Raw genomic sequence first — 25,636 nt, forward strand, 5'->3', positions numbered from 1 at the left:
TCAGAAGACTCGACTGACAAGCGATATCCTGAGGAGTAGATTCCGGCCTTCGCCGGAATGACGAAATTGTGGGCGTGAAGTTTGAATCTAGCCTTCGCGCAATAGGCGCATCGGCGAGGTACGCGTCACCTTCCTAGTGCCTGCCAACCCTAGCAACATCACCACCAAGGCCGCCATCAGCGCCGCACCAAACAGCGGCCACAACGGCGGCACGAAACCGTCGATATGAAACACCGCATGGCCCAGCCAGATACCGGTGCCCGTGGCTCCCAGTGCCGCGGTCAAGCCAGCCACCAGCCCAAGCAAGGCAAACTCGCAAGCTGCCGCCGCACGCAATTGCGATCGACGCGCGCCCAGCGTGCGCAATAACGCGGCCTCATGCCGACGCTCCGCTGCGCTGGCCGCCAACGCAGCCGCAAGCACGAGTGCGCCAGCCAACAGGCTGAAGCCCAGTACCCAGCGAACCGCGTTGCCGACACGGTCGACGATTTCGCGCACTCGGTCGAGCAGCGAATCCACATCGATCAAACTGAGGTTGCTGTAGTCGCGCGACAGCGTAGCCATCTGTTCGGCGTGGCCACGTGGCACGTAGAAACTGGCGATCCATGTGTGCGGCAACTGATCCGCATGCGTGGGATCGAGCAGAAGGAAGAAGTTGACGCGGAACGAGCTCCAGTCGACCTGCCGAATGCTGCCGACCTTCGCATCGATATCGCCTTCGCCGATGTTGAAGCTCATCGTGTCGCCGACTTTCAGATGGAACATGTCGCGCCAGCTGGTATCGATCGACACCTCGGCCTGCGCCGGGTTGGCTCCGGACCATTGGCCGGCGATCACCTCATTGCTCGGCGGCAGTTCACTGGACCAGGACAAGCGCAACTGCCGGTCGGCCCAATCTTTCGCGCGTTCGTCCTGGAAATGAAGGCTGTCGATCGGCTTGCCGTTGATCTTGGTGAGTTTGCCCACCGCAAGCGGCAGCATGTTGAGTTTTTGCCCGCCGATGGACGTGAGCGTTTGCTCGAAACTCGCGCGCTGGTCGTCCTGCAGATTGAGTACGAACCAATTGGGTGTGTCGACGGGCAGCTCACGACGCCAGCCCTCAAGCAGCGCGGGCGCGACAATGGCAAGCAGCAGCAAGGCGACCAACCCCAGGCTGAGTGCAGTGGCCTGGATCAGGCTCATGCCACGCCTGCGTGCCAGCGCCGCCAGGCCCAGCCGCAACGCGGGGTGCGCGCCCGGTGCAACGCGGCGTGCCGTCCACAACAAGGCGGCCGCCAACAACGCTGCGACGATGGCTACACCGACCAGGCTGGCCGCCAGGATACCTGCGAGCTTGGCCGAGCCGCTTTGCGTCCAGATCAGCAGCAACGCGACGACGGCAGGCACCAGATACAGCGCGTCGAAACGGCGTACTTGCCGCGTTACGCTCTCGCGAAACACCGCGACGGGCGGCACATCGGCAAGACGTGCCAGCGGCGGCAGCGCGAAGCCCGCCAGGACCGCAATACCCATCGCGGCCGAAGCGAACACCGGACCGAGCGGCAGTTGCGTCGGCACGGCGGAAAACAACTGGCTGGCGAAGGCCCACGCACCCTGGGCAAGGGCAAGCGCGATGACGATGCCCAAGGCCGCGGCGGGAATCGCCAACGCGGTGAGCGTACCGATCAGCAGGCCAAGTACGCGTCGGCGCGGTGTGCCGATAGCTCTTAGCAGCGCGACCTCGTGGGTCTTGCGGCGCGCATAACGCTGCGCCGCAAGTGCGATGGCCACACCGGCCAGCAAGGCCGACAGCAAGGCCGTCAGGCGCAGGAACGAGCCGGCGCGGTCGAATGCGCTGCGCATTCGTTCCTGGGTCTGCTCCGGCGTCATCAATTCCGCGCCCTGCGGCAGCTTGCTGTCCTGCGCGTAGCTGCGCCACTGGCGCACCGGCGTGGGGTCGCCCGCGATCAGCAGGCGGTGCCGTGCACGGCTGCCCGTGCCGAGCAGGCCGGCCTGGGTGGCGTCGTCCAGGCTCATCAGCGCACGTGGTGCGAGCGCAAACAGTTCGCCGCCATCGGGCTGGCGTACCAGTTCGGCGGCAATGCGCAAATTGCGTCCGCCCAGTTGCAGCGGATCGCCCACCTTCAGGCCGAGCGCGACCAGCGCACGGTGATCGAGGTAGACGTCGCCGCTTGTCGGTGCGTGTGCATCGGTACGGTCACGGCCCTGCGTATCGATGACTTCCAGCGTGCCGCGCAACGGATAGGCCGTGTCGCTGGCCTGTACGTCGAGCAGCTGGCTGTGTCCGTTGGCGAAGGCGACGCTGGGGAAGCTGGCGCCGCGGCTGGTTTTCAGGCCGAGCTTTGCGGCCTGGTCCGCATAGTCGGCCGGAAGCGATTGCGGCGCTGTCATGCCGAGATCGCCGCCGATCAATTCGGCGGCGCTGGCGAGCATGCCGCGCTCAATACGCGCGGTCAGCGTGGCAACGACACCGAGAGCGACCACGGCCAGCACCAGCGATGCGGCCAGTGTGCGCAGCTCGGGCAGGTGCCATTCGCGGCGCAGGCTGCGCAGGGCGAGGCGGAAGAGTTTCATGCGCGCGCTCCGCTGCAGGTCTTTGTAAGGGCGACCTCATAGCCTCGGTTTTTCATCGTCATCCCGGCGCAGGCCGGGATCCAGTGGCTTCTGTTGTCGATTTTCGCGAACGGCTTCAGGCTCTTTCGCGACAACCGAGCAATAACGCCACTGGGTCCCGGCCTGCGCCGGGATGACGAGCCGATGGCGGTGTGCGTGCCGCTCATGAAGCCACCTTGGCGGCAGGCTCGGTGCTGGTAACCACACGCCCGTTGTCCAGTTCGACATGACGCGAACAACGCGCGGCAAGCTTGGGATCGTGGGTGACCAGGACCAGGGTGGTGTGGTGATCCTGGTTCAAGGCAAACAGCAGGTCAGTGACATGGTGGCCGGTGCGTTGGTCGAGGTTGCCAGTGGGTTCGTCGGCAAACAGCAGGCGCGGGCTGTGCACGAAGGCGCGGGCGATCGCCACGCGTTGTTGCTCGCCACCGGAAAGCTGCGCGGGATAGTGCTTGCGTCGAGGCGTCAGCCCGACCGCTTCGAGTGCTTCGCGGGCGCGGCTGCGCGCTTCGTTGCTGCCTTCCAGCTCCAGCGGCAGCATCACGTTTTCTTCGGCGGTCAGCGCGGGCAGCAGGTGAAACGACTGAAAGACGAAGCCGACCAGCCGGCGGCGCAGGTCTGCACGCTTTTCCTCATCGAGTTTTTCTAACGCGTTGCCATCGAGCAAAATGCTGCCGCTGGTGGGCGTGTCCAGGCCAGCCAACAGGCCGAGCAATGTGGTCTTGCCGGAGCCGGAGGCACCGACGATGGCGAAGCTCTCCCCTGAATGCACCTGAAGGCTTACACCCCGAAGAATGTCCAGCTGCCCCTCGGGACCTCGTACCGACTTGCTAACATCGCGGGCATCGAGAAGAACACGGGATGTACCACTCATGCTTCGTTTCCTTTCAGTGCTACTGCTGTCGTTGTGTATCGGCGTGGCCCAGGCGGCAACGCCTCGGACCGTGCTGGTCCTTGGAGATTCCCTGTCCGCGGCGCACAACATCCCGGTGGAGGCGGGCTGGGTGCATTTGCTGGGCGACCGTCTCTCGAACATGGAGACGGGTTGGTCCGTGGTCAATGCCAGCATCAGCGGCGAAACCTCATTGAGCGGCCGCAACCGCCTGCCGGCCTTGCTGGCCAAGTACAAACCCTCGGTCGTGGTGCTGGAACTGGGGGCTAACGATGGCCTGCGCGGCCTGCCGTTGGATGCCCTGCGCGCCAATCTGGCTGCCATGATCGATCAGTCCACGGCGGCCAAGGCCAAGGTGCTGTTGCTGGGGATCGAGCTGCCGGTCAACTACGGGCCACAGTATCGCGACGGGCTGCGCGCCATCTATAGCGACCTATCGGCTCAGAAGCACACGGCGCTGGTGCCGTTCCTGCTCGATGGCGTAGCGCTCGATCCGAAGCTGATGCAGGACGATGGTCTGCATCCGGTGGCCGCAGGCGAGCCGAAAGTGCTCGATACCGTCTGGAAAGGGCTGCAACCGTTACTTAAGTAATGCAACGGTATCTGAATCGTTGCCACGCGCTTTCACGCATCTGTCACCGGCCGAATCGTTAGCTGTTCACCTTTGTGAAATTCCAAACGTCCGCGGATGGGAGGCAAGCATGAGTTCACGTGACGAGCAAGCAGGTCTGGTGCTGTTGGTAGAAGATAATCGGCAAATTGCCGAGATGGTCGGCGAATTTCTGGAACGCCGGGGTTACTCGGTCGACTACGCCGCCGATGGCGTCAGTGGCCTGCATCTGGCCGTTTCCAACAGTTATGACGTAGTGGTACTCGACCTGATGCTGCCGGGCATGGATGGCCTGGATGTATGTCGCAAGCTGCGCAAGGACGCCAAGAAATCCACGCCGGTGCTGATGCTGACGGCTCGCGACACGCTGGAAGACAAGCTGGTGGGCCTCGAGGCCGGTGCCGACGATTACCTGGTCAAGCCGTTCGAAGTGCGCGAGCTGGAAGCGCGTCTGCGCGCCTTGATCCGTCGCGATCGCCGCCAGGTATCGACCGAGGTGCTTACGGTCGGCGACATGACGCTGGATACGGCAACGCTTCGCCTTACGCGCGGGGGGCAGGAACTGACCGTGTCGCCGATCGGCCTGAAGCTGCTGGCGATCCTGATGCGCGAATCGCCCCGCGTGGTCAGCCGTCGCGATATCGAGCGCGAAATCTGGGGCGACACCTTGCCCGATTCGGACACCTTGCGTTCGCACCTCTACAACCTGCGTCGGGTGATCGACAAACCGTTCGAACGTCCGTTGCTGCATACCATCCACTCGGCCGGCTATCGACTTGCCGATCTCGAGTCGGAGGTCGCATCGGCCATGTAACCGGCTCGCGGCCGGCGGCTTCTTATGGAGACCAGGGGTAGTTCGCAAACATCGAAGGGTTCGCAGGGCGGAACGTACTATCGGCGTATTGCGCTGATATTCGGTTTGCAGCTGCTTGCACTGATTATCGTCTCGCTCATGGGCGCGTTCAACGTGGCTCCCTTGGGAGCCGTGTTGGCGCTTGTCGTGATCATCAGCGTGCTTGGCTGGTTGGCCGCGCGACGCGAATGGTCGCCGGTCGATCATCTGGTAAGCGTCCTGCGCGGATGGGACGAGCGCAAGCCGGATCTTGGGAGCTGGGAGCAGGACAAGATGCCGCGTCGTTCGACGTCGGATATGCGCGAACTGGCCAAGGGCATGGGCCAGTTCGCCACGCGCATCGCCGGTTACAACCAGCGCGAGCGCGAGTTCACGCGTGATGCCAGCCACGAACTGCGCAGCCCGTTGACGGTGATCAAGATGTCGGCGGACATGCTGTCGGATGAGCAGGCGCTCGGTGAATTCGGGCAACGTTCAGTCCAGCGCATCAAGCGCGCCAGTCGCGAAATGGGCGCGCTGGTGGAGGCCTTGCTGATTCTTGCGCGCGAATCGGATAACGGCCTGAGCATGGAAGAATTCGTGGTCAACGAAGTCATCCGCCGTGAGCTGGAAGACGCACGCGATCTGCTGCACGGGCGGCCGATCGAACTGCAACTGGAAGAGCCCGCGCGCTTTGCCCTGCATGGTTCGCCACAGGTGTTTTCGGTGCTTTGCTGGCAGTTGATCCGCAACGCGTGCCAGCAGGCCGAGCAGGGCACGATCGTGGTGACGGTGTTGCCCGGCGCCGTATCCGTGTTGAGCCGATCATCGATCGATCAAGCCCATGCGGTCGACCGGCATGGCTTTGAATTGGCGATCGCGCGGCGCATCAGCGAGCGCTTTGCGTGGGAGCTGGAGCTGCAGACGCGTGAAGGCAGGCAGCATATTGCGCGAGTGAAGTTTCCGCAGACGTTGCCGGTTAGCTCGAGCTAGAGCGCCCCCTCACCACAACCCTCTCCCCCGGCAAAGCCAGGGGAGAGGGGACATACTGAGGTAAATTTGAATCGTGCGCGCTTTTAGCTCCCTCTCCCCTGGCTTTGCCGGGGGAGAGGGCTGGGGTGAGGGGGCTCTTAAAGCCCAGCAGCCACCTTGAACTCACACCCCGTCTTAGCCTTCACCTCATCCACCGTCACCCCTTCCTGCAGTTCGATCAGCGTCAGGCCCTGGCCCTTCGCCACTTCGAACACGCAAAGATCGGTGATGATCAGGTCGACCACTTCCTTGCCGGTCAGCGGCAGGTCGCATTCGTTCTTGATCTTCGGCGTACCGTCTTTGGCGGTGTGTTCCATCAGCACGACGACGCGCTTGACGCCGCTGACCAGGTCCATTGCGCCGCCCGGGCCCTTGACCATCTTGCCCGGCACCATCCAGTTGGCCAGGTCGCCGTTGCAGGAGACTTCCAGGCCGCCGAGGATCGACAGGTCGATGTGTCCGCCGCGAATCATCGCGAATGATTCGGCGCTGGAGAAATAGCTCGAACCGGGCAGGCTGGTGATGGTCTGCTTGCCGGCGTTGATCAGGTCAGGGTCAACGTGTGCGTCATCCGGGAACGGGCCGATACCGAGCAGGCCGTTCTCGGACTGCAAGGTGACGTCGATGTTTTCCGGGATGTAATTGGCCACCAGGGTCGGAATGCCGATGCCAAGGTTGACGTAGAAACCGTCGCGCAACTCCTTGGCGGCGCGCTGTGCCATCGCGATGCGAATCGGGCTTTCCTTGCCGGTGTTGGCGCCGGCAACCGTGCGGAATTCGATGCGCTTTTCGTACTTCTCGCCCTGGATGATGCGGTCGACGTAGATACCCGGCACATGGATTTCATCCGCCGCCAGTTCACCCACGTCGACCAGTTGTTCCACTTCGGCGACGCAAATCTTGCCGCAGGTAGCGATCATCGGATTGAAATTGCGCGCGGTCTTGCGGAAGACCAGGTTGCCCAGCTTGTCGCCTTTCCACGCCTTGACGATGGAAAGGTCGGCATGGATGGCCTCTTCGAGTACGTATTCCTTGTCGCCGAAGGTCTTGGTTTCCTTGCCGTCGGCCAGCTTGGTACCGAACGCGGTGCGGGTGTAGAAACCCGGAATGCCCGCGCCGCCGGCCCGCAGCTTCTCGGCCAGCGTGCCCTGGGGCACCAGATGGAGTTCGAGCTCGCCAGCCAGTACCTGGCGCTCGAATTCCTTGTTCTCGCCCACGTAGGACGCGTACACACGCTTGACCTGGCGGGTCTTCAACAGCGGACCCATGCCGAAATCATCCACGCCGGCGTTGTTGCCGACGATGGTCAGTCCCTTGGTGCCCGCGGCGAGCAGGGCGCCGATCAGGTTCTCCGGGATGCCACACAGGCCGAAGCCGCCGGCGGCGATGGTCATGTCGTCGATCAGCAACCCGTCCAGGGCCTGCTTCGCGTTTGCGAAAACCTTATCCATAGCGATGCCTTCTACCTAACTGGGGGAGAGTCAGCTGCCTAGGATACGACGGATCGGTGTCAGCCCATGCTGTACGAAGGTCCAGGTTGCGTCGGGATCCTGTTGACGACCTACGTTTACATATGTAATTGTTCGTGTCGCTTACACATGTAAACGGTGACCCATGTCGATCAGCGAAGCCGAATCGGTAGTCATGGAGGTGCTGTGGCGGCAGGCGCCGCGCAGTGCCGAGGAGATCTTGGCCGAGGTCGGCCCGCAGCAGGGGTGGCAGGAGGGCACCGTCAAGTCGCTGCTCAACCGGTTGCTGAAGAAAAAGGCCGTTCGCGCGGAGCGAGAGGGGCGCCGTTATCTGTATTCGCCCAAGCTCACGCGCGAGCAGTACGTATCCCAGGAAAGCAAAGGCCTGCTCGATCGCCTGTTCGACGGACGCATCGCGCCGCTGGTGGCGCACTTCTCCGAACAGCGCAAGTTGAGCCGCAAGGACGTTGCCGAGCTGAAAAAGCTGCTCGAGGAGCTCGATGATGAGCAGCCTTGAGTCCTGGCTCCCTTCGTTGTGGCTGGCGATTCTCGCGTCGACTTTGTCGCTGGTATGGGTCTTTCTGATGCGTCGTCCCATGCGCCGCTGGCTTGGCGCGGAAACGGCGTTCTTCCTTTGGGCCTTGCCGCCGGTTGCCATCGTGATGACGCAGTTGCCACACCCGACCGGCATTGCCTTGCCGCCGCTGCCGCCATTGATTGTCAGCGTGACGCAGGCGTCGGCGATCCCGGCGGCGCATGGTGTGTCCAGCACACTTCATGCGAGCAGTTTGCTCGTGCTGACATGGTTGATTGGCGTGGCGATTTGCGCGGTCACGGCTGTTGCGCGGCAGCGCCGTTATGAGCGCCATCTGCACACTGCGGTTCGTTGGACTGCGGCCGAACTGGTGTGGCCCATATGGCAGGCGCCGGACACTCGCACCGGGCCGGCCATGGTGGGCGCATGGCGTCCACGCATCGTATTGCCCGGTGATTTCGAACAACGTTACGACGCCACCGAGCAGGCGCTGATTCTTGCGCACGAAGCCAGTCATGCCAGCCGTCGCGACGGCTGGTGGTGCTTGGTGGCACAAGCGATGGCATGCCTGTTCTGGTTTCACCCGCTCGTCTGGTGGGCGCTGCCGGCGTTCCGCCACGACCAGGAGCTCGCCTGCGATGCCGCCGTCATGCGAAAGCAACCGGGACAGCGTCGCCGTTATGCCCTTGCCATGCTCAAGACCCAGGGGGCGATCGATGCCTTGCCTGTGGGGTGTGCATGGTCCCCTCGTCATCCCGTTATGGAGCGTGTTGCCATGTTGAAGCGTTCGCAGGTCGGTTGTGTTCGTCGTTGGGTCGGAAAGGTGACTGTGGTCGGTCTGGTATGCGCTTTGGGTGGCGTTGTGTATGCAAGCGCTGTGGACACGCCGTCTGCGTCGCCTGACGTGAAACGCTTTACCTTGAAACTCGAAGTCGCCACCAAAGGGCAACCGGCGCATCTGCATTCGACGAGCTGCCTGGCTCCAGGGCGTGAGCATTACGAGCTGACCGATACAAGCACGGAGGGCTTACCGCCTTGGCACGCCCTCATCAGCGTATCGCCGGCCGAGAAGGGGCAACTGATGGTCAACGTGGAAATGTCCGGCGGTACGCTGGACAAGACGATCAACCCCAAGATCCTGGTACTGGCAGGACAGCAAGGCACGATCCAGGTCGGTGAAAAAATAGAGGGTGGCGCAGGCAAGCCGGAAGAGGATCGCACCATCTCGATCAAGGCGACGCCAAGCGTGGGTTGCTGACCTTTCGGAGCGTGGCCGATGAGCAGTTTCGAACCCTGGTTGATATCGTTCTGGCCGGCCCTGCTGGCGCTGTCCTGTTCGCTGATGCTGGTGCTGTCGTTGCGATGGCCGACGCGGCGTTGGCTAGGCGCGGAATCGGCGTTCTACGTGTGGCTGCTTCCGCCATTGGCCTTGCTGGTGAGCGCGCTGCCTCATCCTGTGATGGGGCCGTTACCGTCGCCGCCGCAGTTGATCGTTCAGATAACCGGTGCGGTTGCCCCATCCCCAGGATACGTCGCCGTGCCGGCAGTGGCGTGGAAGAACCTGCTGTCACTGGCATGGATCGCGGGCTTCATCGTGGTCGCATCGACCTTGATCGAGCGGCAGCGCGGTTATCGGCGTCGCTTGCGCACGGCGACGCGATGGCCGGGCGCTGCCGGCGCATGGCCGGTCGTGCAGGCGGGAGACAACGACACGGGACCGGCCAGGATGGGAGCGATCCGTCCGCGCATCGTGCTTCCCCGGGATTTTGCCGGGCGCTACGACGCCGATGAGCGCGCGTTGATCCTGGCGCATGAAATCATGCATGCGCGTCGTGGCGATGGCTGGTGGTGCCTGCTTGCCAGCGTGTGCCTGTGTCTGTTCTGGTTTCATCCCCTGGCCTGGTGGGCGTGGCTTGCCATGCGACACGACCAGGAACTCGCCTGCGATGCTGCCGTGATGCGCGAGCACGCGGGGCAGCGTCGGCGTTATGCCATGGCGATGCTCAAGACTCAGCATGCAACGGCGGTGTTGCCGGTGGGCTGCGCATGGTCATCCCGTCATCCGGTGGTGGAGCGTATTGCGATGTTGAAGCAGCCTGTTGTTTCCCGCCGCCTCGGCAAGGCCGGTGTCGTGGCGATAGCTGTTGTCCTGGCTGGCGCGGTCTACGCCGGTGAGCAGCCTGGACCGCTCAGTGCCGACGCAAGGGCCATTGCCGAGGCCACGCATTTCAGCGTGGATCTCACCATTCGTCGGGACCATGAGCCGGTTCCCATGCATCAGACAGTCTGTCTTGCCCGTGGCGAGCACTACACCCTGGATATACCCGCCATCGGCGACAAGCCGGCATGGCATGGCTCGTTCGTGGTGGAACCGGTCGAGCAAACGTACCTGGCCTTCCGCGGCACGCTGTCGGGAGGGCCATGGCTTGGGACATTTACACCCAAGCTTCAGGGGGCGCCGGGGCAGTCTTCGACTGTACTGATCGAGAATCACCGGCCACCGAGTCCATCACATGGCCCGGGCTTCGATCACAGCTTCGGCATGGGCGTGATCATGAAGCTGGGATGTTGAGTCCGTACGGCTGAGCACGGCGTCGGCGCTGGCTATACTCGGCTCACGCCGCCAGTCCGGGAGAACGTCGCGTGAAGTTGCAGTACCTGTTTGCCGCCATGACCGCCCTTGGCATGGCCAGCCTCGTGCATGCCACGACACCCGTGCTGGTGATTCATGGCGGTTCGGGGGTGATCAAGCGCGACATGAACCCGGCGAAGGAAAAAGCCGTGCGGGCCGCGCTGACCCAGGCATTGCAGGCGGGCTACGCTCAGCTGAAGAACGGCAAGGCGGCGATGGATGCGGTGACCGCCGCCATCACCGTGCTCGAGGACGACCCGAACTTCAACGCCGGCAAGGGATCCGTATTCACCCACGACGGCAAGAACGAACTCGATGCCGCGGTGATGGACGGCTATTCGCTCAAGGCCGGCTCGATTGCCGCCGTGCATCGCGTAAAGAATCCGATCCTGCTGGCGCGCGCGGTGATGGATAAATCACCGCATGTCATGCTGATCGGCGATGGTGCCGAACAGTTCGCCAAGGAGGCCGGTATCACGCTGGTCGATCCGAGTTACTTTCGCACCGAAGAGCGCTGGCAGCAATTGCAGAGGGCGCTCAAAGAAGACAAGGCAGCCAAGCCGCATGCCGATGAAGAGACCGCCAAGCATTTCGGCACGGTGGGGGCTGTCGCGCTCGACACGTTCGGTCACCTTGCCGCGGGTACGTCGACGGGTGGCATGAACGACAAGCGTTATGGCCGTGTCGGCGATTCGCCGCTGATCGGCGCCGGCACCTATGCCAATTCCGGTTGTGCGGTATCGGGTACGGGATGGGGCGAGTTTTATATCCGCACCGTTGCTGCGCACGAGATCTGCATGCGAGTTACGCAGATGCGTGTGCCGCTGCGTCGCGCCGCGGCCGAGGTGATCAATCAGGAAATTCCGTCGATGGGTGGCAACGGCGGTGCCATCGCGCTCGATGCGGACGGCAATGTAGCGATGCCGTTCAATACGGATGGCATGTATCGCGGGTGGATTGGCGCCGATGGCGCGCCGCATGTGGCGATCTATGGTGATGAGGATGATGGGGCGGGCGATCCGTTGCCTGCGGTGGGTAGCAGTTCTTCGGAAGAACCTTGAGTAAGAGCCCCCCTCACCCCAGCCCTCTCCCCCGGCAGAGCCAGGGGAGAGGGGGCACACTGAGGCGAGTTTGAATCTTGCGTGCTTTTAGCTCCCTCTCCCCTGGCTTTGCCGGGGGAGAGGGCTGGGGTGAGGGGGCGCTTTTATCTAACCCTCACCCTCCGGCCGCTCCCGCACCGGATGCTTGCTCAACTTCCGCTGCAACGTCCGCCGATGCATCCCCAAACGCCGTGCCGTTTCCGAAATATTGCCATCGCATTCGGTCAATACGCGCTGGATGTGTTCCCACTCCAGACGGCGTAGCGCCAGCGGCGCTTCCGGTGCATCGACAACGTCGTCTTCGCCTGCCGACGAATCGCCATCGAGTAGCGCACGCACCACGGCGTCGGCATCGACCGGCTTGGAAAGATAGTCGTGTGCGCCGCGCTTGATCGCCTCGACCGCCGTGGCAATCGATGCGTATCCGGTCAACAGCAGGACACGAATCTCCGGCACCAGGGCCTTGAGCTCCGGAATCAATCGCAAGCCGTTTTCGTCGCCGAGTTTCAGATCGAGCACGCAATAGCGCGGATGATGGCGTCGAGCCAGCGCGCGCGCTTCGTCGGCGTTGCCGGCGGTGATGACTTCGAAACCGCGGGAGCTCAGCGCACGCGCGAGCACGCGTGCGAAGGTCGGGTCGTCGTCGATGATCAGCAGCGGTTGTGCCGGTGTCGGGCGAGGCGAGTCAGTCATCGAAAGGCTCCAGGTGTCACGGTATCGCGGGCCTCTACAACGGCCAGCGGGAGGCGCAGGCACATCTGCGCGCCATCGTCGTAATTATCCGCTATCAGCTCGCCGTCCAGGCGTTCGGCGGTCGCTTCGGCCAACGCCAGGCCGATCCCCAGGCCGGTCAGCTTTTGTGACAGACCCAGCGCGATGTCGGCGTCTTCGTCAAAGCCGGGGCCGTGATCGCGCACGACCAGCTCCAGCCAGCCGCCTTGCTGGCGCACGGTCAGGCTGACCGCGTTGGACTGTTTCAGCGACGAGGCGTCGACGGCGTTGTTGAGCAGGTTGATCAGCGCATGGCGCAAGCCCGGCGGTGTGCGCAGCACGATCAGGCTGGTGTCCTCATGGATATCCAGCGTCAGTTCGGCCTCGGGCCGGAGCAGCTGAAAGCGCTCCAGGCAGCCGTGGATAAACCGCAGCACGGTAAAGCGCTCCGGCTCCTGCGACAGCTGCGCTTTGCCGAACGCCACCATCTCGCGCAGGATGGTGCGGCAACGGTCGACCTGGTCCTGCAGCAGGGTCAGGTCTTCGCCGAGTGCCTGGTCCTGCGCATGATCGCGGCGCAGTTCCGGCAGCAGGGTACGCATGGTCGACAAAGGCGTATTGAGTTCATGCGCGGCGCCGGCAGCCTGGGTTGCAATGGCGAGGATGCCTTCGTCGCGCAACGCACGCTCACGAATACGCTGCACTTCCATCTGCTGCACGCGCAAAGTGCGCGCAAGCGTATTGATAAAGAAGCCGAGCAGCAGGGCGCTGATAACGAAGTTGACGCCCATGCCGGCGATATACAGTGCAATGCCGCCGATAAACGCGTCCTGCGGCGGCTCGGGCAGCGGCACGTACCAGACCAGCAAAGTCAGATATGCCACGCCCGCCAGGGTGGCGATCGTAAGCACGGCCGTTACGGACAATGCCGCCGCACTCAGTGCGATCGGTACCAGCAGCAACATGATGAAGGGATTGCTGGCGCCGCCGGTGAAATACAGCAGGTACCCGAGCACCAGCGTGTCGGCTGCCACGTGCACGATGGTTTCCCACTCGCGCATCGGCGCAGGTTGGGTCAGACGCCATGCGGCAAAGACGGAGAAGATTGCCAATGCGCCGATGCCGATCAGCAGCGGCAGCAAGGGGATGGCCAGGTGCATCCAGAGCGCGCAGAAAAACACCGCGAGGCTCTGGCCGGAAATGGCGCAGAGCCGCAGCCAGGCCAGTGTCCGGGCAAGAGCGGCCGGGCCGGTGCGTTGCAGTTGCGCTTGGCGCGAGCGGTATTCCATACGGTTCAAACGCAGGCCGGCAGCTGATCGCTACCGGCTTATGGTGCGGTATCAGGCCAGCTCTTCGCTATGCACGGCGGGTAGCGGTGTGTGTTCGGCGTGCGTATTGGAGAGCTTCTTCATCACCGGCAACACCGCCAGCGCCACCACGGTGCAGGCGATGCCGACCAGACCAAGCTTGTTGAACAGGCTGATATAGATCGGCAGGGACTGTACCGGGTCGCTGACATCCTGCGGAATGCTGGCGTAGTTGGCGACGATGCTGCCCAGGTACTGCGAGATGCCGACGGCGACGTAATACGCGCCCATCATGAAGCCACCCATGCGCGCCGGCACATAGCGGGCGATCATGGCCAGCCCCAGGCCGCTGACCAGCAGCTCGCCGAGCGAATATAGGCCGTAGCCCCAGACCATGGTCCAGGAAGACACCTGGCCGGCGACGGCGCTCATCGCACCGATGCCGTACATGAAGAAACCCACCGCAACGGCGGCGAAGCCCAAGGCGAACTTGGCGGCAACGGACGGATCCTTGCCGATGCGGCCGAGCGAGTTATAGAAAAACACCAGCACCGGACTCAGGATCACGATCCAGATCGCGTTGAGGTTCTGGTACTGCTCGGGGATCCAGGTGAACAGATGGAAGCCGAACACGTTGAAGGCGAGGTCGACGTTCTTCTGCGCAAACAGGTTCAGCGACGTCGCCATCTGCGCGTAGAAGATGAAGAAGAAAATCGTCTGCACCGTCAGCACCAGCGCCACGATCAGTCCGGAACGCTCGCTCTTCTGACTGTTCGAAATCAGGTAGGCAAAGATGCACAGAATAATGATGCCGGCCAGGATCACCGCGCCCTTGGCGATCAGCAGGCTCTGCAGGATGCTGGCGGCGACGAACACCATCACCAGCGAGGCGGCGAGCAGGGCGAGAATGCGCTTGATACCCACGGGTCTTTCGTCGGCCGGCGAACCGATGTGCGCCAACGTGCGAAACATCAGCATGTAGTTGCCCAGGCCGAGGATCAGGCCAACCGCGCAAGCACCGAACGCGGTATGCCAGCCCAGCGAATCGCCATAGTTTTCGCCGACGTAGTTGCGGATCCACGGCGTGGCGGTCATCGAAATCATCGAGCCGACATTCACCGCCATGTAGTAGATGGTGAACGCGCTATCGATGCGCGTGTCGTCGCCTTCGTAGATTTTGCGCACCAGGTTGCCGGCATTGGGTTTGAAGAAACCGTTGCCGACCACGATGACGCCGAGCGCGGTGTAGAGCAGCGTCGGGTTGCTGGAAGGGATCCACAGCATGGCGTAGCCGAGCATCAAGACGACGGCGCCGGTCAGCATGGTGCGGCGGGTGCCGATCAGCTTGTCGCCGACCCAGCCGCCGATCGCCGGCGTGGCGTAGATCAACGCCGCCGCCGCGCCCCAGACGAGGTTGGCCTTGGTATCGACGAAGCCGAGCTTCTTCATCATGTAGGTGACCATCAACACCTGCATGCCGTAGAAGCCAAAACGCTCCCACATCTCGATCAGAAAAACGGTGGTGAACGATCGAGTCTGCGAGACCGGTAGGTTCTGAGTTGCCATAGTTGTTCCGTACACGATTCATACAACGGCCGCATGGCGACCGGCGGATGGCCCCTGAGTGGCGGCCATAATCGGTCAAGGTTACCCGATTCGTTCGGCCGGTCGCGCTGCGGCGCGTCAGACAAGACCTTGCGCCAGCTTGGCCGGAGTGTGGCCCGGGGCGGTCAGCAAAGGGGCGCTTGTGGCATCATGCCGCGCTTATCGCCTGAGAATTCCGCCAGATCATGCCGATTTTCCCGCTTTACAGCCTGTCGACGCCTGCCCGCTTCCGGGCCGGAAAGGGCGGCTGATCGATGGCCGCGCAGGGTTTTCGTGGCCCCCGGCAGGTCTGGGCAGCCTTCAAATGGTCGATGAAGGGCCTGCGCGCGGGCTGGGATTTCGAAGCCTCGTTCCGGCTCGAGGTGGTGCTGGCGGTCATCTTGGTGCCCGCAGGCCTGTGGCTTGGCCAGGGCGGCCTGGAGAAGATGGCGCTGATCACCCCGATCATCCTGGTGCTCAGCGCGGAGCTGTTGAATTCCGCGGTCGAGGCGGTGGTGGACAAGGTCAGCCCGGAGTTTCACGAGCTGGCCGGCCGCGCGAAGGACATGGGCTCGGCGGCGGTGTTTCTGCTGCTGTTGCTGACCTTCCTGAGCTGGGCGCTGATCCTGGGGCCGCGCTGGTTTTAATTGAGCTAGTGGGATTTTCCGCCGGCAGGCTGGGTGTTTTCGATCGCGCCGACGGTGACGGTGCCTTTCCATAGCGAATCGGCGGCTGAAAAATATTGCTTGGGGTCCCAGCGCGAGGATGCATAGATATCGCCGCAACCGGTGATCGGTGCGAATTCGATGGTGGATGCACCGCATGCGGGCATCGGGCCCGACCCGTTGAACTGCTCTGGCGTCATCGTATAGACGGCATTGCCTGCGGAGTTGCCCAGAAGAGAGCCGGTCATTTCGCTGCGACCCTGGCGTAGCGCGCGCTCCATACGAGGCTTGGCCACCGTGTCGCCATATTCGGCATAGAGCTGTTCGACGCGTTGCTTTGCCTGCTCGCGTTGCGATGCATCCAGGCTGGCCCAGATCTGATCGCGCGTTGCCAGAAACTGCGGGAACTGCCGCTCCGCCGCAATCGCCGCCCAGGCGAATGCCTCCACCGGATCTTTCTGGACGCCATCACCATTCAAATACATCAGCGCGATGCTTAGCTGGGAAAGTTTGTCCGCATAGCGGGCGCCGCTCTTAAATTGCTCCATCGCACGTTTGAAGTTGCCGTGCGCGTAGCTTTGCATGCCACCGAATTGGCCTTCCTGGTCGGGATGCCCATAGGTAGACGAGCGTTGCATGGCCAGGAGCGCATCCTGGGATGCCTTGTCTTTCATGTCGGCCGCATGGGCGAACATTGGCATGGCGATGGCGATGGCGATGGCGAGACAGATGGAGAACAGACGGCTGGATATCGACTTCATGACCCCTCTCCTTGGAAATCAGACTGCGCTGTCACCCCTGAAGTACTGACCTAAGTCATTGGCATCGGGTCGATTTCGGCCGAATGATACCCTTCGGCCTAGGCCGAGGGGAGTGCCGAAAGATGGCCGTTCATGATTGCGCTCTACTACCGCGAAATGCTGCAATGGGGCATCCATCGGAGCGGAGATCGACCTTATGAAACTTTTACGCATCATTGCGCTGTTGGTGATGATCGTCGGTCTTTCCGGCTGCGGCTATAACGCCATGCAGCGGCAGGACGAAGCGGTGAAGGCAGCCTGGTCCGAAGTGATCAACCAGTACCAGCGGCGCGCCGATCTGGTACCGAACCTGGTCAATACCGTCAAAGGCTACGCCCAGCACGAAGAAAGCGTGCTGACCCAGGTGACCAATGCCCGCGCCAAGGTCGGCACCATGCAGCTTTCGCCGGAGGCCTTGAACGATCCGCAGAAGCTGCAGCAGTTCCAGCAGGCGCAGGGTGAGCTGTCCAGTGCGCTGTCGCGCTTGATGGTGGTTACCGAAAATTATCCGCAGCTCAAGGCGGATGGTTTGTTCCAGAACCTGCAGGCACAGCTGGAAGGCACGGAAAACCGTATTACCGTGGCGCGCAACCGCTACGTCAAATCGGTCGAGGAATATAACTCGATGATCCGCACCTTCCCGAACAACCTCACCGCGAAGATCTTCGGCTATCAGGTCAAGCCGAATTTCACGGTCGACAACGAAAAGGCGATCTCCACGGCGCCGACGGTGGACTTCGGTACGCATCCGGCGCCAGCCGCCAGCGCGCACTGAGCATGTTTCACCTGGCTACGAAGCGTTGCGCGGCATGCTCGCCCGCAACGCTTCGGGCAATGCGAGGTCATATGCCGACACATGATGGGGCAGGGCATCCAATAGCGGCCGCGGCGCGCTGGCTGGTCAGCCTCGCGCTGGCGTGGACGCTGGCCGCTGGTGTGGCATATGCCGATGATGCGGCCGTTCCGCATCTGACCCGGCACGCCACCGACCTCACCGGTACGCTCACGCCGCAGCAGGTCGATCAACTCGACGCACGTCTGGTCGAGCTGGAGAAGCGCAAGGGCGCGCAGCTGGTCGTGCTGATGGTCGGGACGACCGCGCCGCAAGACCTGGAAAGCTATTCGCTGAGCGTCGCCGAAACGAACAAGATCGGCCGCAAAGGCAGTGATGACGGTGTGCTGTTGTTGGTGGCCAAGAACGATCGACGTGTTCGCATGGAGGTCGGTTACGGTCTGGAAGGTGCCATACCGGACGCTGCTACGGCACGCATCACGCGCGAATATATCGCGCCCAAATTTCGCAATAACGATTACTACGGTGGCATCAACGATGCGGTCGGTGCCTTGACCCAGTTGATCGACGGCGAGGCATTGCCGCCACCGGTCGAGCCGGTGGTGCGACAACATCGCGGCGTCGATTTGCAGTCCGGGTTGATGATCGGCTTGTTTGCCGCGTTTTTTATTCGCGGCATTTTCGGACGTGTGCCTGCCGGTCTGCGTTTCGTACTGGGCGGCGTGTTGGTCGGCGGTCTCCTGTGGTTGGTAGTTTCGATGTTCGCCGGTATCGCCGGCGCCGTACTTGGCGGCCTGTTCATGCTGTTGCCCTCAGGCGGCGGCCGCTCGATCGGCGGCGGTGGCTGGGGCGGTTGGGGTGGTGGCCTTGGCGGCGGTGGCGGCTGGGGTGGAGGCGGTGGTTTGGGCGGCGGCGGTGGTGGCGGTTTCAGCGGTGGCGGCGGCAGTTTCGGCGGCGGTGGCTCGTCGGGGAGTTGGTGAGATGGCGCTGACCATGCGACTGCTGCAAAACGCCTTCGACGGCTGGTTCCAGCTTCCCAAGCGTTTTCCGGCGCCGTTGCTCGACGAAGTTGCCAAGTTGGTCGGGCAGGGCGAACAGACTCACGATGGCGAAGTGCGTGTGGCGATCGAGGCGCGTCTACCGCTATCGGCCGTGCTGAGCGGTGTGACCGCAAACCGGCGTGCGCATGAAGTGTTTGCGCATTTGCGGGTATGGGACACCGAACGCAATAGCGGCGTGTTGCTTTACGTGTTGCTGGCCGAGCATCGGATTGAAATCGTTGCCGACCGGGGTATTGCCCGGCGTGTCGCCGCTGAGGAATGGAAGGCCATTTGCGAGCAGATGCGCGAAGGATTTGCGCGTGACGATTGGCGCGGTGGTTTGTTGCGTGGCGTCGAGCAGGCCAATGCGCTGCTGCGGGAGCATTTTCCGAGCGATGGTTCGCATCGTGGCGGTGAATTGCCGGATCAGCCGATTATTCTTTAAGAGCGCCCCCTCACTCTAACCCTCTCCCCCGGCAAAGCCAGGGGAGAGGGGGCTGACTGCGGCAAGCTTGAGTCATGCGTGCTTTTGGCTCCCTCTCCCCTGGCTTTGCCGGGGGAGAGGGTTGGGGTGTGGGGGCTCTTGCCTCCGACAGCCTCAAACAAAAAAAGGCGAGCCCGAAGGCTCGCCTTTCCCAAAAAAGTCCGGCTCGTTCGAGCTTAGAACTTCTGGTTGTAACGCAGGAAGAAGAAGCGACCGATGTCGTACGACGGGTTCGCCACAAAGCCACTGTTGCCGATCGAGTTGCTCGATGCGGTGTAGAACAGCGGGGTCTTGCGGTTGAACACGTTGTTGGCACCGACCGAGAACGTACCGTTCCACGGAGCCGTCCAGCGCAGCGACAGATCGTTGAACGCGATCGCACCGACCTGGCGCTTCGGCGTAATACCGACGCCCGGGGTGAAGTAGTTCGGCAGGTTGCACTCCGGACCGCCGGTCAGATCGAACGAGCAATCTTCCTTCAGGCTCGAGTAGTAACGGATGCCCCAGGTCGCGCCGAAGTCGCCGTAGGTCCAATCCAGGTTAGCATTGGAACGCACGCGCCACGTCGAGTACTGACCGACGCTGTACACGGTCGGCTTGTCGCCGCCCAGCTCCTGGTTGTACTTGCTGACGTAGTTCGTATCGAGGTTGATACGGAACTCACCGAACGAGAACTTCGGCAGGCGGTAGGTCACGTTGAAATCGTAGCCTTCCGTTTCCAGACGACCGCGATTGGTCAGCGTATGGACCAGATTGACGACCTGGCCAGTGGCCGGATCACGACTGAACGCACCGCAGGCCGAGCTGATGCTACGCAGGTAGCAATCGTCCAGCACGTCGTTGGAGCTCACCGCGCTGATGACGTTGTTGATACGGATGTTGTACCAATCCAACGACACGTTCAGGCCATCGACGTAGCTCGGGCTGTAGACCAGGCCCAGCGTCTTGCTGAGCGAGGTTTCCGGCTTCAGCTGGTCGTTCGAGCCGGACAGGAACGGCGTGATCGATGCGCCCGAGCCGCCGTCGATGGGCTTGCCCGCCGCGTCGGTCTGGCGGAAGGTCGGCGCCAGGCCTGCCGCACGGCAGTTGGCGATCGCATTGGGGTTGCCGGTGCCGACGGCACCCACGGCCGAGTCGCACGGATCGGTGTACACGTCGAACGTCTGCGCCTGGCCACCGTACAGGTCGTTGATGGTCGGCGAACGGAAGCCCTCGGAGATGCTGCCGCGAACGAGCAGATCGTCGAACGGCTTCCACTGCAGGCCGAACTTGCTGTTGGTGGTGCTACCGAAGGTGTTGTACTTCGAATAGCGGCTGGCCAGGTCGACCGACACCAGCTTGGCGAACGGCAGGTCGGCCAACACCGGGATATTCAACTCGGCGTAGGCTTCCTTGGTGTTGTACTTGCCCGAGGTCGACTGCGACGAGGGGTTCGTCGAGAAGCCGGTCTGCGAGAACTCATCGGGGTGGTTGAAGCCCGCATTGCGGCGATATTCCAGGCCACCGGCGAACTGCATCATGCCGGCCGGCAACTGCACGACGTCACCGGAGATATTGGCGGAAAGGCCAGTCTCCTGCGTGCCGTAGGTGCCGTTGGTCGGCGCGCCGATGTAGTTCAGCATCTGCGAGGTCAACCCGCCCTGGGCGCTGAGAATATTGACCGGCGTGCAACCGGAAATCACTGCACCCGGACGACCGCACTTGATCGTGCCGTCGGTGTCCTTGAAGGACGGGCCGAGCGCGTTCTGCAGGTTGATCAGGTTGTAGTTGCCGGTACCGAAGACGTCGCCGTGGTTCTTGTTGAAGTAACCGCTGACATCCCAGTTGAAGTTACGCTCACCGACCTGGAATGCACCTTCGAAACCTGCGCCAACGCGGTAGGTCTTCAGCGTGTTCTTGGTGACGCGCGGATCTTCGACGCCGCGACGCAGGAAGTTGACGTCCTGCGGAGCCGCGTAGCCCTGCTGGCTGCCCAGCGGGTTGTAGTAGCTGTCCTTGTCGAGCAGCACGCCGGTGTTGCTGGTGCCCAGCGGGTAGCCAGCCACCTGGATGAGCGAAGTGCGTTCGCTGTAAGCAGCATCAGCGCGGAAGCTGACGTTGTCAGTGATGGCGTAGGTGGCCTTGCCGAAGAGCGACTTACGCTTGGTTTCGGGCTCCAGCATCATCTGCTGGTCGGCGTTGTAGTTGTCGGCCGCACCGCGATAGCCGTGGTAATCGGCCAGATTGGTCGGATCGCCGCCCGGGTTCAGCTTGAGCGCGCCACCGGGAGCGTTGAGGATCAGGCCGCTCGGGCCGAAGCTCGACAGGCCACTGTTCGGATGCAGCGGACCCTGCGGGTAGCGCGAGAAGTCGCGGTCACGTGCCCAGACCGGATCTTCCTTGTTATAGGTGCCGCTGAACACGTAGGACAGCTTGCCGATCTTGTTGCCCCAGGTGAAATCGTACTGCTGCTGGGTGCCGTCGGTCTGGCCGTACTTGCCGTAGTAGACGTTGGCCTCACCACCCTGGATATCCGAGCGGGTGATGATGTTGATCACGCCGGCGATCGCATCGGAACCGTAGACGGCCGAGGCGCCATCCTTCAGGACGTCGATGCGCTCGATGATCGAGGACGGGATGGTGTCCAGATCGGTGTAGCCGTTGGCGTTGGTGCCCCAGCGACGGCCGTCGACCAGCACCAGCGTGCGCGAGAAGCCCAGGCCACGCAGTTCGACATACGAACCGCCGGCATAGGTGTTGGAGGTCAGCACGGCCGACTTGCTGTAACCAGGTGCGCCGGCTGCGGTGATGTGCGACAGGATGTCGCCGACGTTCACGTAGCCCTGCTTCTGGATTTCCTGGCGGGTCATCGTGAAGACCGGCTGGGCGGTCTCGACGTCTACGCTACGGATGCGCGAACCGGTGACCGTGATGGTCTCCAGGTTCTGCGTCTTGGCCTGGTCAGGGGCGGTGGGGGCGGCGTCTTGTGCCGAGGCAGCCCAAACGGGCATCACGAGAGCCGCTGCAATGGCAGCGGCCAACAAGGTCTTTTGCTTCATTAGTTATGCAACTCCGAAAAATCCCCAGACGCCCGCACTCCTTGCCGGCTGGTCTGGTTCCCTAGATTTGCACGCTGCCCTCGGGGTTGAGATCGCGTGCCTCGGCATCGCTGATGCTGTGGGGCATGCGATGTGAGCCCGACGTTAAGGCAAGAAGATGCGTTAACGCAATATGTAGCGCGCAAAAAGAAGCGAAAGTCGCGATAAATTGTTGTAACACAAGAAATTTTATGTCGACGAAGGCCGTTTGGCGTGTCAATTTCGATTATAAATACTTTAGATTCAAGTATTTATAATGATTCTGTCATGTTGGTTTGGTATGCAGAGGCATGATTTCCTTCATGGAACTGACACCCGTACCATTTTCGTTTTCTTGCGCATAAATTTGCTCTTTTGTCTAGTTTTGGTGAAGACGGTCGGCGATTTTGGGTGCCGTGGTCGCGGCCGGCCACCACGTAATCTCACAAAAAAGGCGGACCCGAAGGCCCGCCTTTCCGAAAAAGTGCAGCTCGGACGAGCTTAGAACTTCTGGTTGTAGCGCAGATAGAAGAAGCGGCCGTAGTCGTACGACGGGTTGTAGACGAACCCGCTGTTGCCGATCACGTTGCTCGATGCCGTGTAGAAGAACGGCCCCTTGCGGTTGAACACGTTGTTCGCGCCGACCGAGAACGTACCGTTCCAGGGTGCTGTCCAACGCAGCGACAGATCGTTGAATGCGATCGCACCGACCTGGCGCTTCGGCGTCACGCCGATGCCCGGCGTCACATAGTTCGGCAGGTTGCATTCCGAACCGCCGGTGAAGTCGAACACGCAGTCTTCTTTCAGGCCGGAGAAGTAACGGATGCCCCAGGTCGCGCCGAAGTTGCCGTACGTCCAATCCAGATTGGCATTGGAGCGTACACGCCAGGTGGCGTACTGGCCCACGTTGTACGACGTCGGCGTGTCGCCACCGAAGATCTGGTTGTACTTGCTGACGTAGTTGGTATCGAGGCTCACTCGGAAGCTGCCGAACGAGAACTGCGGCAGACGATAGGTGATGTTGAAGTCGTAGCCTTCCGTTTCCAGGCGGCCACGGTTTTCAAGCGTGTACGACAGGTTGGTTACCTGGCCATTGGCGTCGCGCTTGAACTGGCCGCACGCCGACTGCACGCCACGCAGGTAGCAATCGTTCAGCACGTCGTTGGGCGAGACCGAGCTGATGATGTTGTTGATGCGGATGTTGTACCAGTCCAACGACATGTTCAGGCCGTCGACGTAGCTGGGGCTGTAGACCAGGCCCAGCGTCTTGCTGAGCGACGTCTCCGGACGCAGCTTGTCGTTCGAGCCGGAAACGAACGGCGTAGTCGATTGCGCTGGCGCGGAGTCGACCGGATTGCCGGCACCGTCGGTTTGACGGAACGTGGGCGACAAGCCCGCGGCGCGGCAGTTGGCGATAGCAGTGGCATTACCGGTACCGGCGGCTCCGAAGGAGGTATCACACGGGTCCGTATAGACGTCGAAGGTCTGTGTCTGGCCGCCATACAGATCGTTGATCGTCGGCGAGCGGAAGCCCTGCGAGATGCTGCCGCGAACGAGCAGGTCGTCGAATGGCTTCCACTGCAGACCGAACTTGCTGTTAGTGGTGCTGCCGAAGGTGCTGTATTTCGAATAGCGGCTAGCCAGATCGACCGACAGCAGCTTGGCGCCTGGCAGGTCGGCCAACACCGGAATATTCAACTCGGCATAGGCTTCCTTGGTGTTGTACTTGCCCGAGGTGGCCTGCGACGAAGGATCGGTCGAGTTGCCGGTGGCCGAGAACGCATCCGGGCGGTTGTAGCCCGCCTCGCGACGGTATTCCACACCCGCGGCAAACTGCAGCATGCCGGCCGGCAACTGCACGACATCACCGGTGATATTGGCGGACAGGCCGGTGGTCTGGGTGCCGTAGGTGCCGTTGGTGTTGACGCCGATGTAATCGAGCATCTCGGGTGTCAGGCCACCCTGGCCCGACAGAATGTTCACCGGCGTGCAGCTGGCAATCACGGCACCCGGACGGCCGCAGCGAATGACACCGTCGCCATCGCGGAAAGATGGACCGAGTCCGTTCTGCAGGTTGATCAGGTTGTAGTTGCCGGTACCGAAAACGTTGCCGTGGTTCTTGTTGAAGAAGCCGCTGACGTCCCAGTTGAAGTTGCGGTCGGCTGCCTGGAACGCGCCTTCGAAACCCGCGCCGACGCGATAGGTCTTGACGGTGTTCTTGGTCATGCGGGGCACTTCCACGGCGCGACGCAGGAATTGGACATCCTGCGGGTTGGCGTAGCCCTGCTGGCTGCCCAGCGGGTTGTAGTAGCTGTCCTTGTCCAGCACTACGCCCGTATTGCCCGAGCCGAGCGGATAGCCGGCGATCTGGATGTTGGCGGTGCGCTCGGTATAGGCGCCGTCCAGACGGAAGCTGACGTCGTCGTTGATGGCGTAGTTGAGCTTGCCGAACAGCGATTTACGCTCCGAGCCGCTCAACAGCATCATCTGTTGGTTGGCGATGTAGTTATCGGCCGAGCTGTAGGGATGGTAGTCGCCGAGCTTGGTCGGATCGCCCCCCGGGTTCAGCGCCAGGCTGCCGCCAGGGGCGTTGTTGATGATGCCGTTGGGTCCGTACGGCGACAGACCGGAGGTTGGGTGCAACGGGCCCTGCGGGTAACGCGAAAAGTCCCGATCACGCGCCCACACCGGGCTTTCCTTGGTATACGTGCCATTGAACACGTACGACAACTTGCCGATCTTGTTGCCCCAGGTGAAGTCGTACTGCTGCTGGGTGCCGTCGCCCTGACCGTACTTGCCGTAGTAGACATTGGCTTCGCCGCCCTGGATGTCCGAACGGGTGATGATGTTGATCACGCCGGCAATCGCATCGGAGCCGTAGATGGCCGACGCACCGTCCTTCAACACATCGACGCGCTCGATGATCGACGAGGGAATCGAGTCGAGATCGGTAAAGCCGTCGGCATTGGTGCCCCAGCGACGGCCATCGACGAGCACCAGCGTGCGCGCGAAGCCAAGACCGCGCAGTGCGACATACGAACCGCCCGCATAGTTGTTGGACGTCAAGACGGCCGATTTGCTGTAGCTGGGCGCGCCGCTTGATGTGAGGTTCTGCAGAATGTCGCCGACATTCACGAAGCCCTGCTTCTGAATGTCCTGACGGCTCAGCGAGAACACCGGCTGCGCGGTCTCGACGTCGACGCTGCGAATGCGCGAACCGGTGACAGTGATGGTTTCGAGGTTCTGCGTCTTGGCCTGGTCGGCGCTTGCAGAGGAGGCATCCTGCGCGAATGCAGTGAAGGGCAGCACGAGAGCCGCTGCAATGGCCGTAGCCAGCAGTGTCTTTTGCTTCATGTTGTAAAAGCTCCAGTTTTGACTTTGAACAACCAGCAGCCCTCCGCCAGCATTTCCTCGCCGGTCGTAAGGGGTTCCTTGGTTGGCGTGCCGTGCCCGGGGTTGGGTCGGCATGCCGCGGCATCGC

General features: G+C 62.2%; 20 protein-coding genes and 1 pseudogene. 11 read left to right on the forward strand and 10 right to left on the reverse strand.

Features of this window, described 5'->3' with window-relative positions; genetic code table 11:
* Positions 1-87: 87 nt before the first annotated feature.
* Positions 88-2,574: an ABC transporter permease gene (locus QMG46_RS09415; RefSeq protein ID WP_281852253.1), complete on the reverse strand. Its 2,487-nt coding sequence runs from the start codon at positions 2,572-2,574 to the stop codon at positions 88-90.
* A gap of 202 nt (positions 2,575-2,776) precedes the next feature.
* Positions 2,777-3,487 (reverse strand): ABC transporter ATP-binding protein, encoded by a 711-nt coding sequence (locus QMG46_RS09420; RefSeq protein WP_281852254.1) that lies wholly within the window; start codon positions 3,485-3,487, stop codon positions 2,777-2,779.
* Here QMG46_RS09420 and QMG46_RS09425 point away from each other — a divergent pair.
* The 3 genes from QMG46_RS09425 to QMG46_RS09435 all read left to right on the forward strand — a co-directional run bounded on the left by QMG46_RS09425 (position 3,486) and on the right by QMG46_RS09435 (position 5,940).
* On the forward strand, positions 3,486-4,097 hold the full coding sequence (locus tag QMG46_RS09425; RefSeq protein WP_281852255.1) for an arylesterase: 612 nt from the start codon (positions 3,486-3,488) through the stop codon (positions 4,095-4,097). The genes QMG46_RS09420 and QMG46_RS09425 overlap by 2 nt on opposite strands.
* 109 nt (positions 4,098-4,206) lie before the next feature.
* Complete coding sequence (locus tag QMG46_RS09430; protein WP_281852256.1) at positions 4,207-4,929, forward strand: response regulator transcription factor; 723 nt, start codon at positions 4,207-4,209, stop codon at positions 4,927-4,929.
* 24 nt (positions 4,930-4,953) lie between these two features.
* Positions 4,954-5,940 carry a sensor histidine kinase gene (locus tag QMG46_RS09435; protein WP_281852257.1) on the forward strand — a complete coding sequence of 329 codons (987 nt, stop codon included), beginning with the start codon at positions 4,954-4,956 and terminating at the stop codon, positions 5,938-5,940.
* Between the two features lie 137 nt (positions 5,941-6,077).
* Here QMG46_RS09435 and QMG46_RS09440 read toward each other — a convergent pair whose 3' ends face one another.
* Together QMG46_RS09440 and QMG46_RS09445 are read right to left on the reverse strand one after the other, a co-directional pair.
* The gene (locus QMG46_RS09440; protein WP_281852853.1) at positions 6,078-6,701 is read right to left on the reverse strand and encodes a 3-oxoacid CoA-transferase subunit B; all 624 of its coding nucleotides are present in this window, start codon (positions 6,699-6,701) and stop codon (positions 6,078-6,080) included.
* 141 nt (positions 6,702-6,842) lie between these two features.
* A pseudogene (locus QMG46_RS09445) lies at positions 6,843-7,430 on the reverse strand (CoA transferase subunit A); the annotation flags it as partial.
* Positions 7,431-7,593: 163 nt separating this feature from the next.
* Here QMG46_RS09445 and QMG46_RS09450 point away from each other — a divergent pair.
* From QMG46_RS09450 to QMG46_RS09465, 4 genes are all read left to right on the forward strand, one after another.
* The gene (locus QMG46_RS09450; RefSeq protein WP_281852258.1) at positions 7,594-7,965 is read left to right on the forward strand and encodes a BlaI/MecI/CopY family transcriptional regulator; all 372 of its coding nucleotides are present in this window, start codon (positions 7,594-7,596) and stop codon (positions 7,963-7,965) included.
* Positions 7,952-9,241: a M56 family metallopeptidase gene (locus tag QMG46_RS09455; protein ID WP_281852259.1), complete on the forward strand. Its 1,290-nt coding sequence runs from the start codon at positions 7,952-7,954 to the stop codon at positions 9,239-9,241. Before QMG46_RS09450 ends, QMG46_RS09455 begins: the two co-directional genes overlap by 14 nt.
* An 18-nt stretch (positions 9,242-9,259) precedes the next feature.
* On the forward strand, positions 9,260-10,555 hold the full coding sequence (locus QMG46_RS09460) for a M56 family metallopeptidase (protein WP_281852260.1): 1,296 nt from the start codon (positions 9,260-9,262) through the stop codon (positions 10,553-10,555).
* Between the two features lie 98 nt (positions 10,556-10,653).
* The gene (locus tag QMG46_RS09465; protein WP_281852854.1) at positions 10,654-11,676 is read left to right on the forward strand and encodes an isoaspartyl peptidase/L-asparaginase family protein; all 1,023 of its coding nucleotides are present in this window, start codon (positions 10,654-10,656) and stop codon (positions 11,674-11,676) included.
* Between the two features lie 147 nt (positions 11,677-11,823).
* Here QMG46_RS09465 and QMG46_RS09470 read toward each other — a convergent pair whose 3' ends face one another.
* From QMG46_RS09470 to QMG46_RS09480, 3 genes are read right to left on the reverse strand one after another with little or no spacing between them, the layout of a single operon-like run.
* Positions 11,824-12,408: a response regulator transcription factor gene (locus QMG46_RS09470; RefSeq protein ID WP_281852261.1), complete on the reverse strand. Its 585-nt coding sequence runs from the start codon at positions 12,406-12,408 to the stop codon at positions 11,824-11,826.
* Positions 12,405-13,715: an ATP-binding protein gene (locus QMG46_RS09475; RefSeq protein WP_281852262.1), complete on the reverse strand. Its 1,311-nt coding sequence runs from the start codon at positions 13,713-13,715 to the stop codon at positions 12,405-12,407. Before QMG46_RS09475 ends, QMG46_RS09470 begins: the two co-directional genes overlap by 4 nt.
* Before the next feature lie 51 nt (positions 13,716-13,766).
* On the reverse strand, positions 13,767-15,299 hold the full coding sequence (locus QMG46_RS09480; protein WP_281852263.1) for a peptide MFS transporter: 1,533 nt from the start codon (positions 15,297-15,299) through the stop codon (positions 13,767-13,769).
* A gap of 293 nt (positions 15,300-15,592) precedes the next feature.
* On the opposite strand from QMG46_RS09480, the gene QMG46_RS09485 reads away from it, so the two are divergent.
* Positions 15,593-15,964, forward strand: coding sequence for a diacylglycerol kinase (locus QMG46_RS09485; protein ID WP_281852264.1), 372 nt, complete (start codon positions 15,593-15,595; stop codon positions 15,962-15,964).
* Between the two features lie 5 nt (positions 15,965-15,969).
* Here QMG46_RS09485 and QMG46_RS09490 read toward each other — a convergent pair whose 3' ends face one another.
* Positions 15,970-16,743 (reverse strand): SEL1-like repeat protein, encoded by a 774-nt coding sequence (locus tag QMG46_RS09490; RefSeq protein WP_281852265.1) that lies wholly within the window; start codon positions 16,741-16,743, stop codon positions 15,970-15,972.
* 196 nt (positions 16,744-16,939) lie between these two features.
* On the opposite strand from QMG46_RS09490, the gene QMG46_RS09495 reads away from it, so the two are divergent.
* The 3 genes from QMG46_RS09495 to QMG46_RS09505 all read left to right on the forward strand — a co-directional run bounded on the left by QMG46_RS09495 (position 16,940) and on the right by QMG46_RS09505 (position 19,060).
* A complete protein-coding gene (locus tag QMG46_RS09495) occupies positions 16,940-17,557 on the forward strand; it encodes a LemA family protein (RefSeq protein ID WP_281852266.1) in 618 nt (205 codons plus the stop codon).
* A 71-nt stretch (positions 17,558-17,628) separates the two neighbouring features.
* Complete coding sequence (locus QMG46_RS09500; protein ID WP_281852267.1) at positions 17,629-18,555, forward strand: TPM domain-containing protein; 927 nt, start codon at positions 17,629-17,631, stop codon at positions 18,553-18,555.
* 1 nt (position 18,556) lies between these two features.
* Entirely contained in the window at positions 18,557-19,060 is a 504-nt protein-coding gene (locus tag QMG46_RS09505) for a TPM domain-containing protein (protein ID WP_281852268.1), read from the forward strand.
* A 215-nt stretch (positions 19,061-19,275) separates the two neighbouring features.
* Here QMG46_RS09505 and QMG46_RS09510 read toward each other — a convergent pair whose 3' ends face one another.
* Both QMG46_RS09510 and QMG46_RS09515 read right to left on the reverse strand, forming a co-directional pair.
* Positions 19,276-22,137 (reverse strand): TonB-dependent receptor plug domain-containing protein, encoded by a 2,862-nt coding sequence (locus tag QMG46_RS09510; RefSeq protein ID WP_281852269.1) that lies wholly within the window; start codon positions 22,135-22,137, stop codon positions 19,276-19,278.
* 519 nt (positions 22,138-22,656) lie between these two features.
* Positions 22,657-25,509: a TonB-dependent receptor plug domain-containing protein gene (locus tag QMG46_RS09515; protein ID WP_281852271.1), complete on the reverse strand. Its 2,853-nt coding sequence runs from the start codon at positions 25,507-25,509 to the stop codon at positions 22,657-22,659.
* Positions 25,510-25,636 lie beyond the last annotated feature (127 nt).

The organism is Dyella sp. GSA-30, assembly GCF_027924605.1.
Taxonomy (GTDB): domain Bacteria; phylum Pseudomonadota; class Gammaproteobacteria; order Xanthomonadales; family Rhodanobacteraceae; genus GSA-30.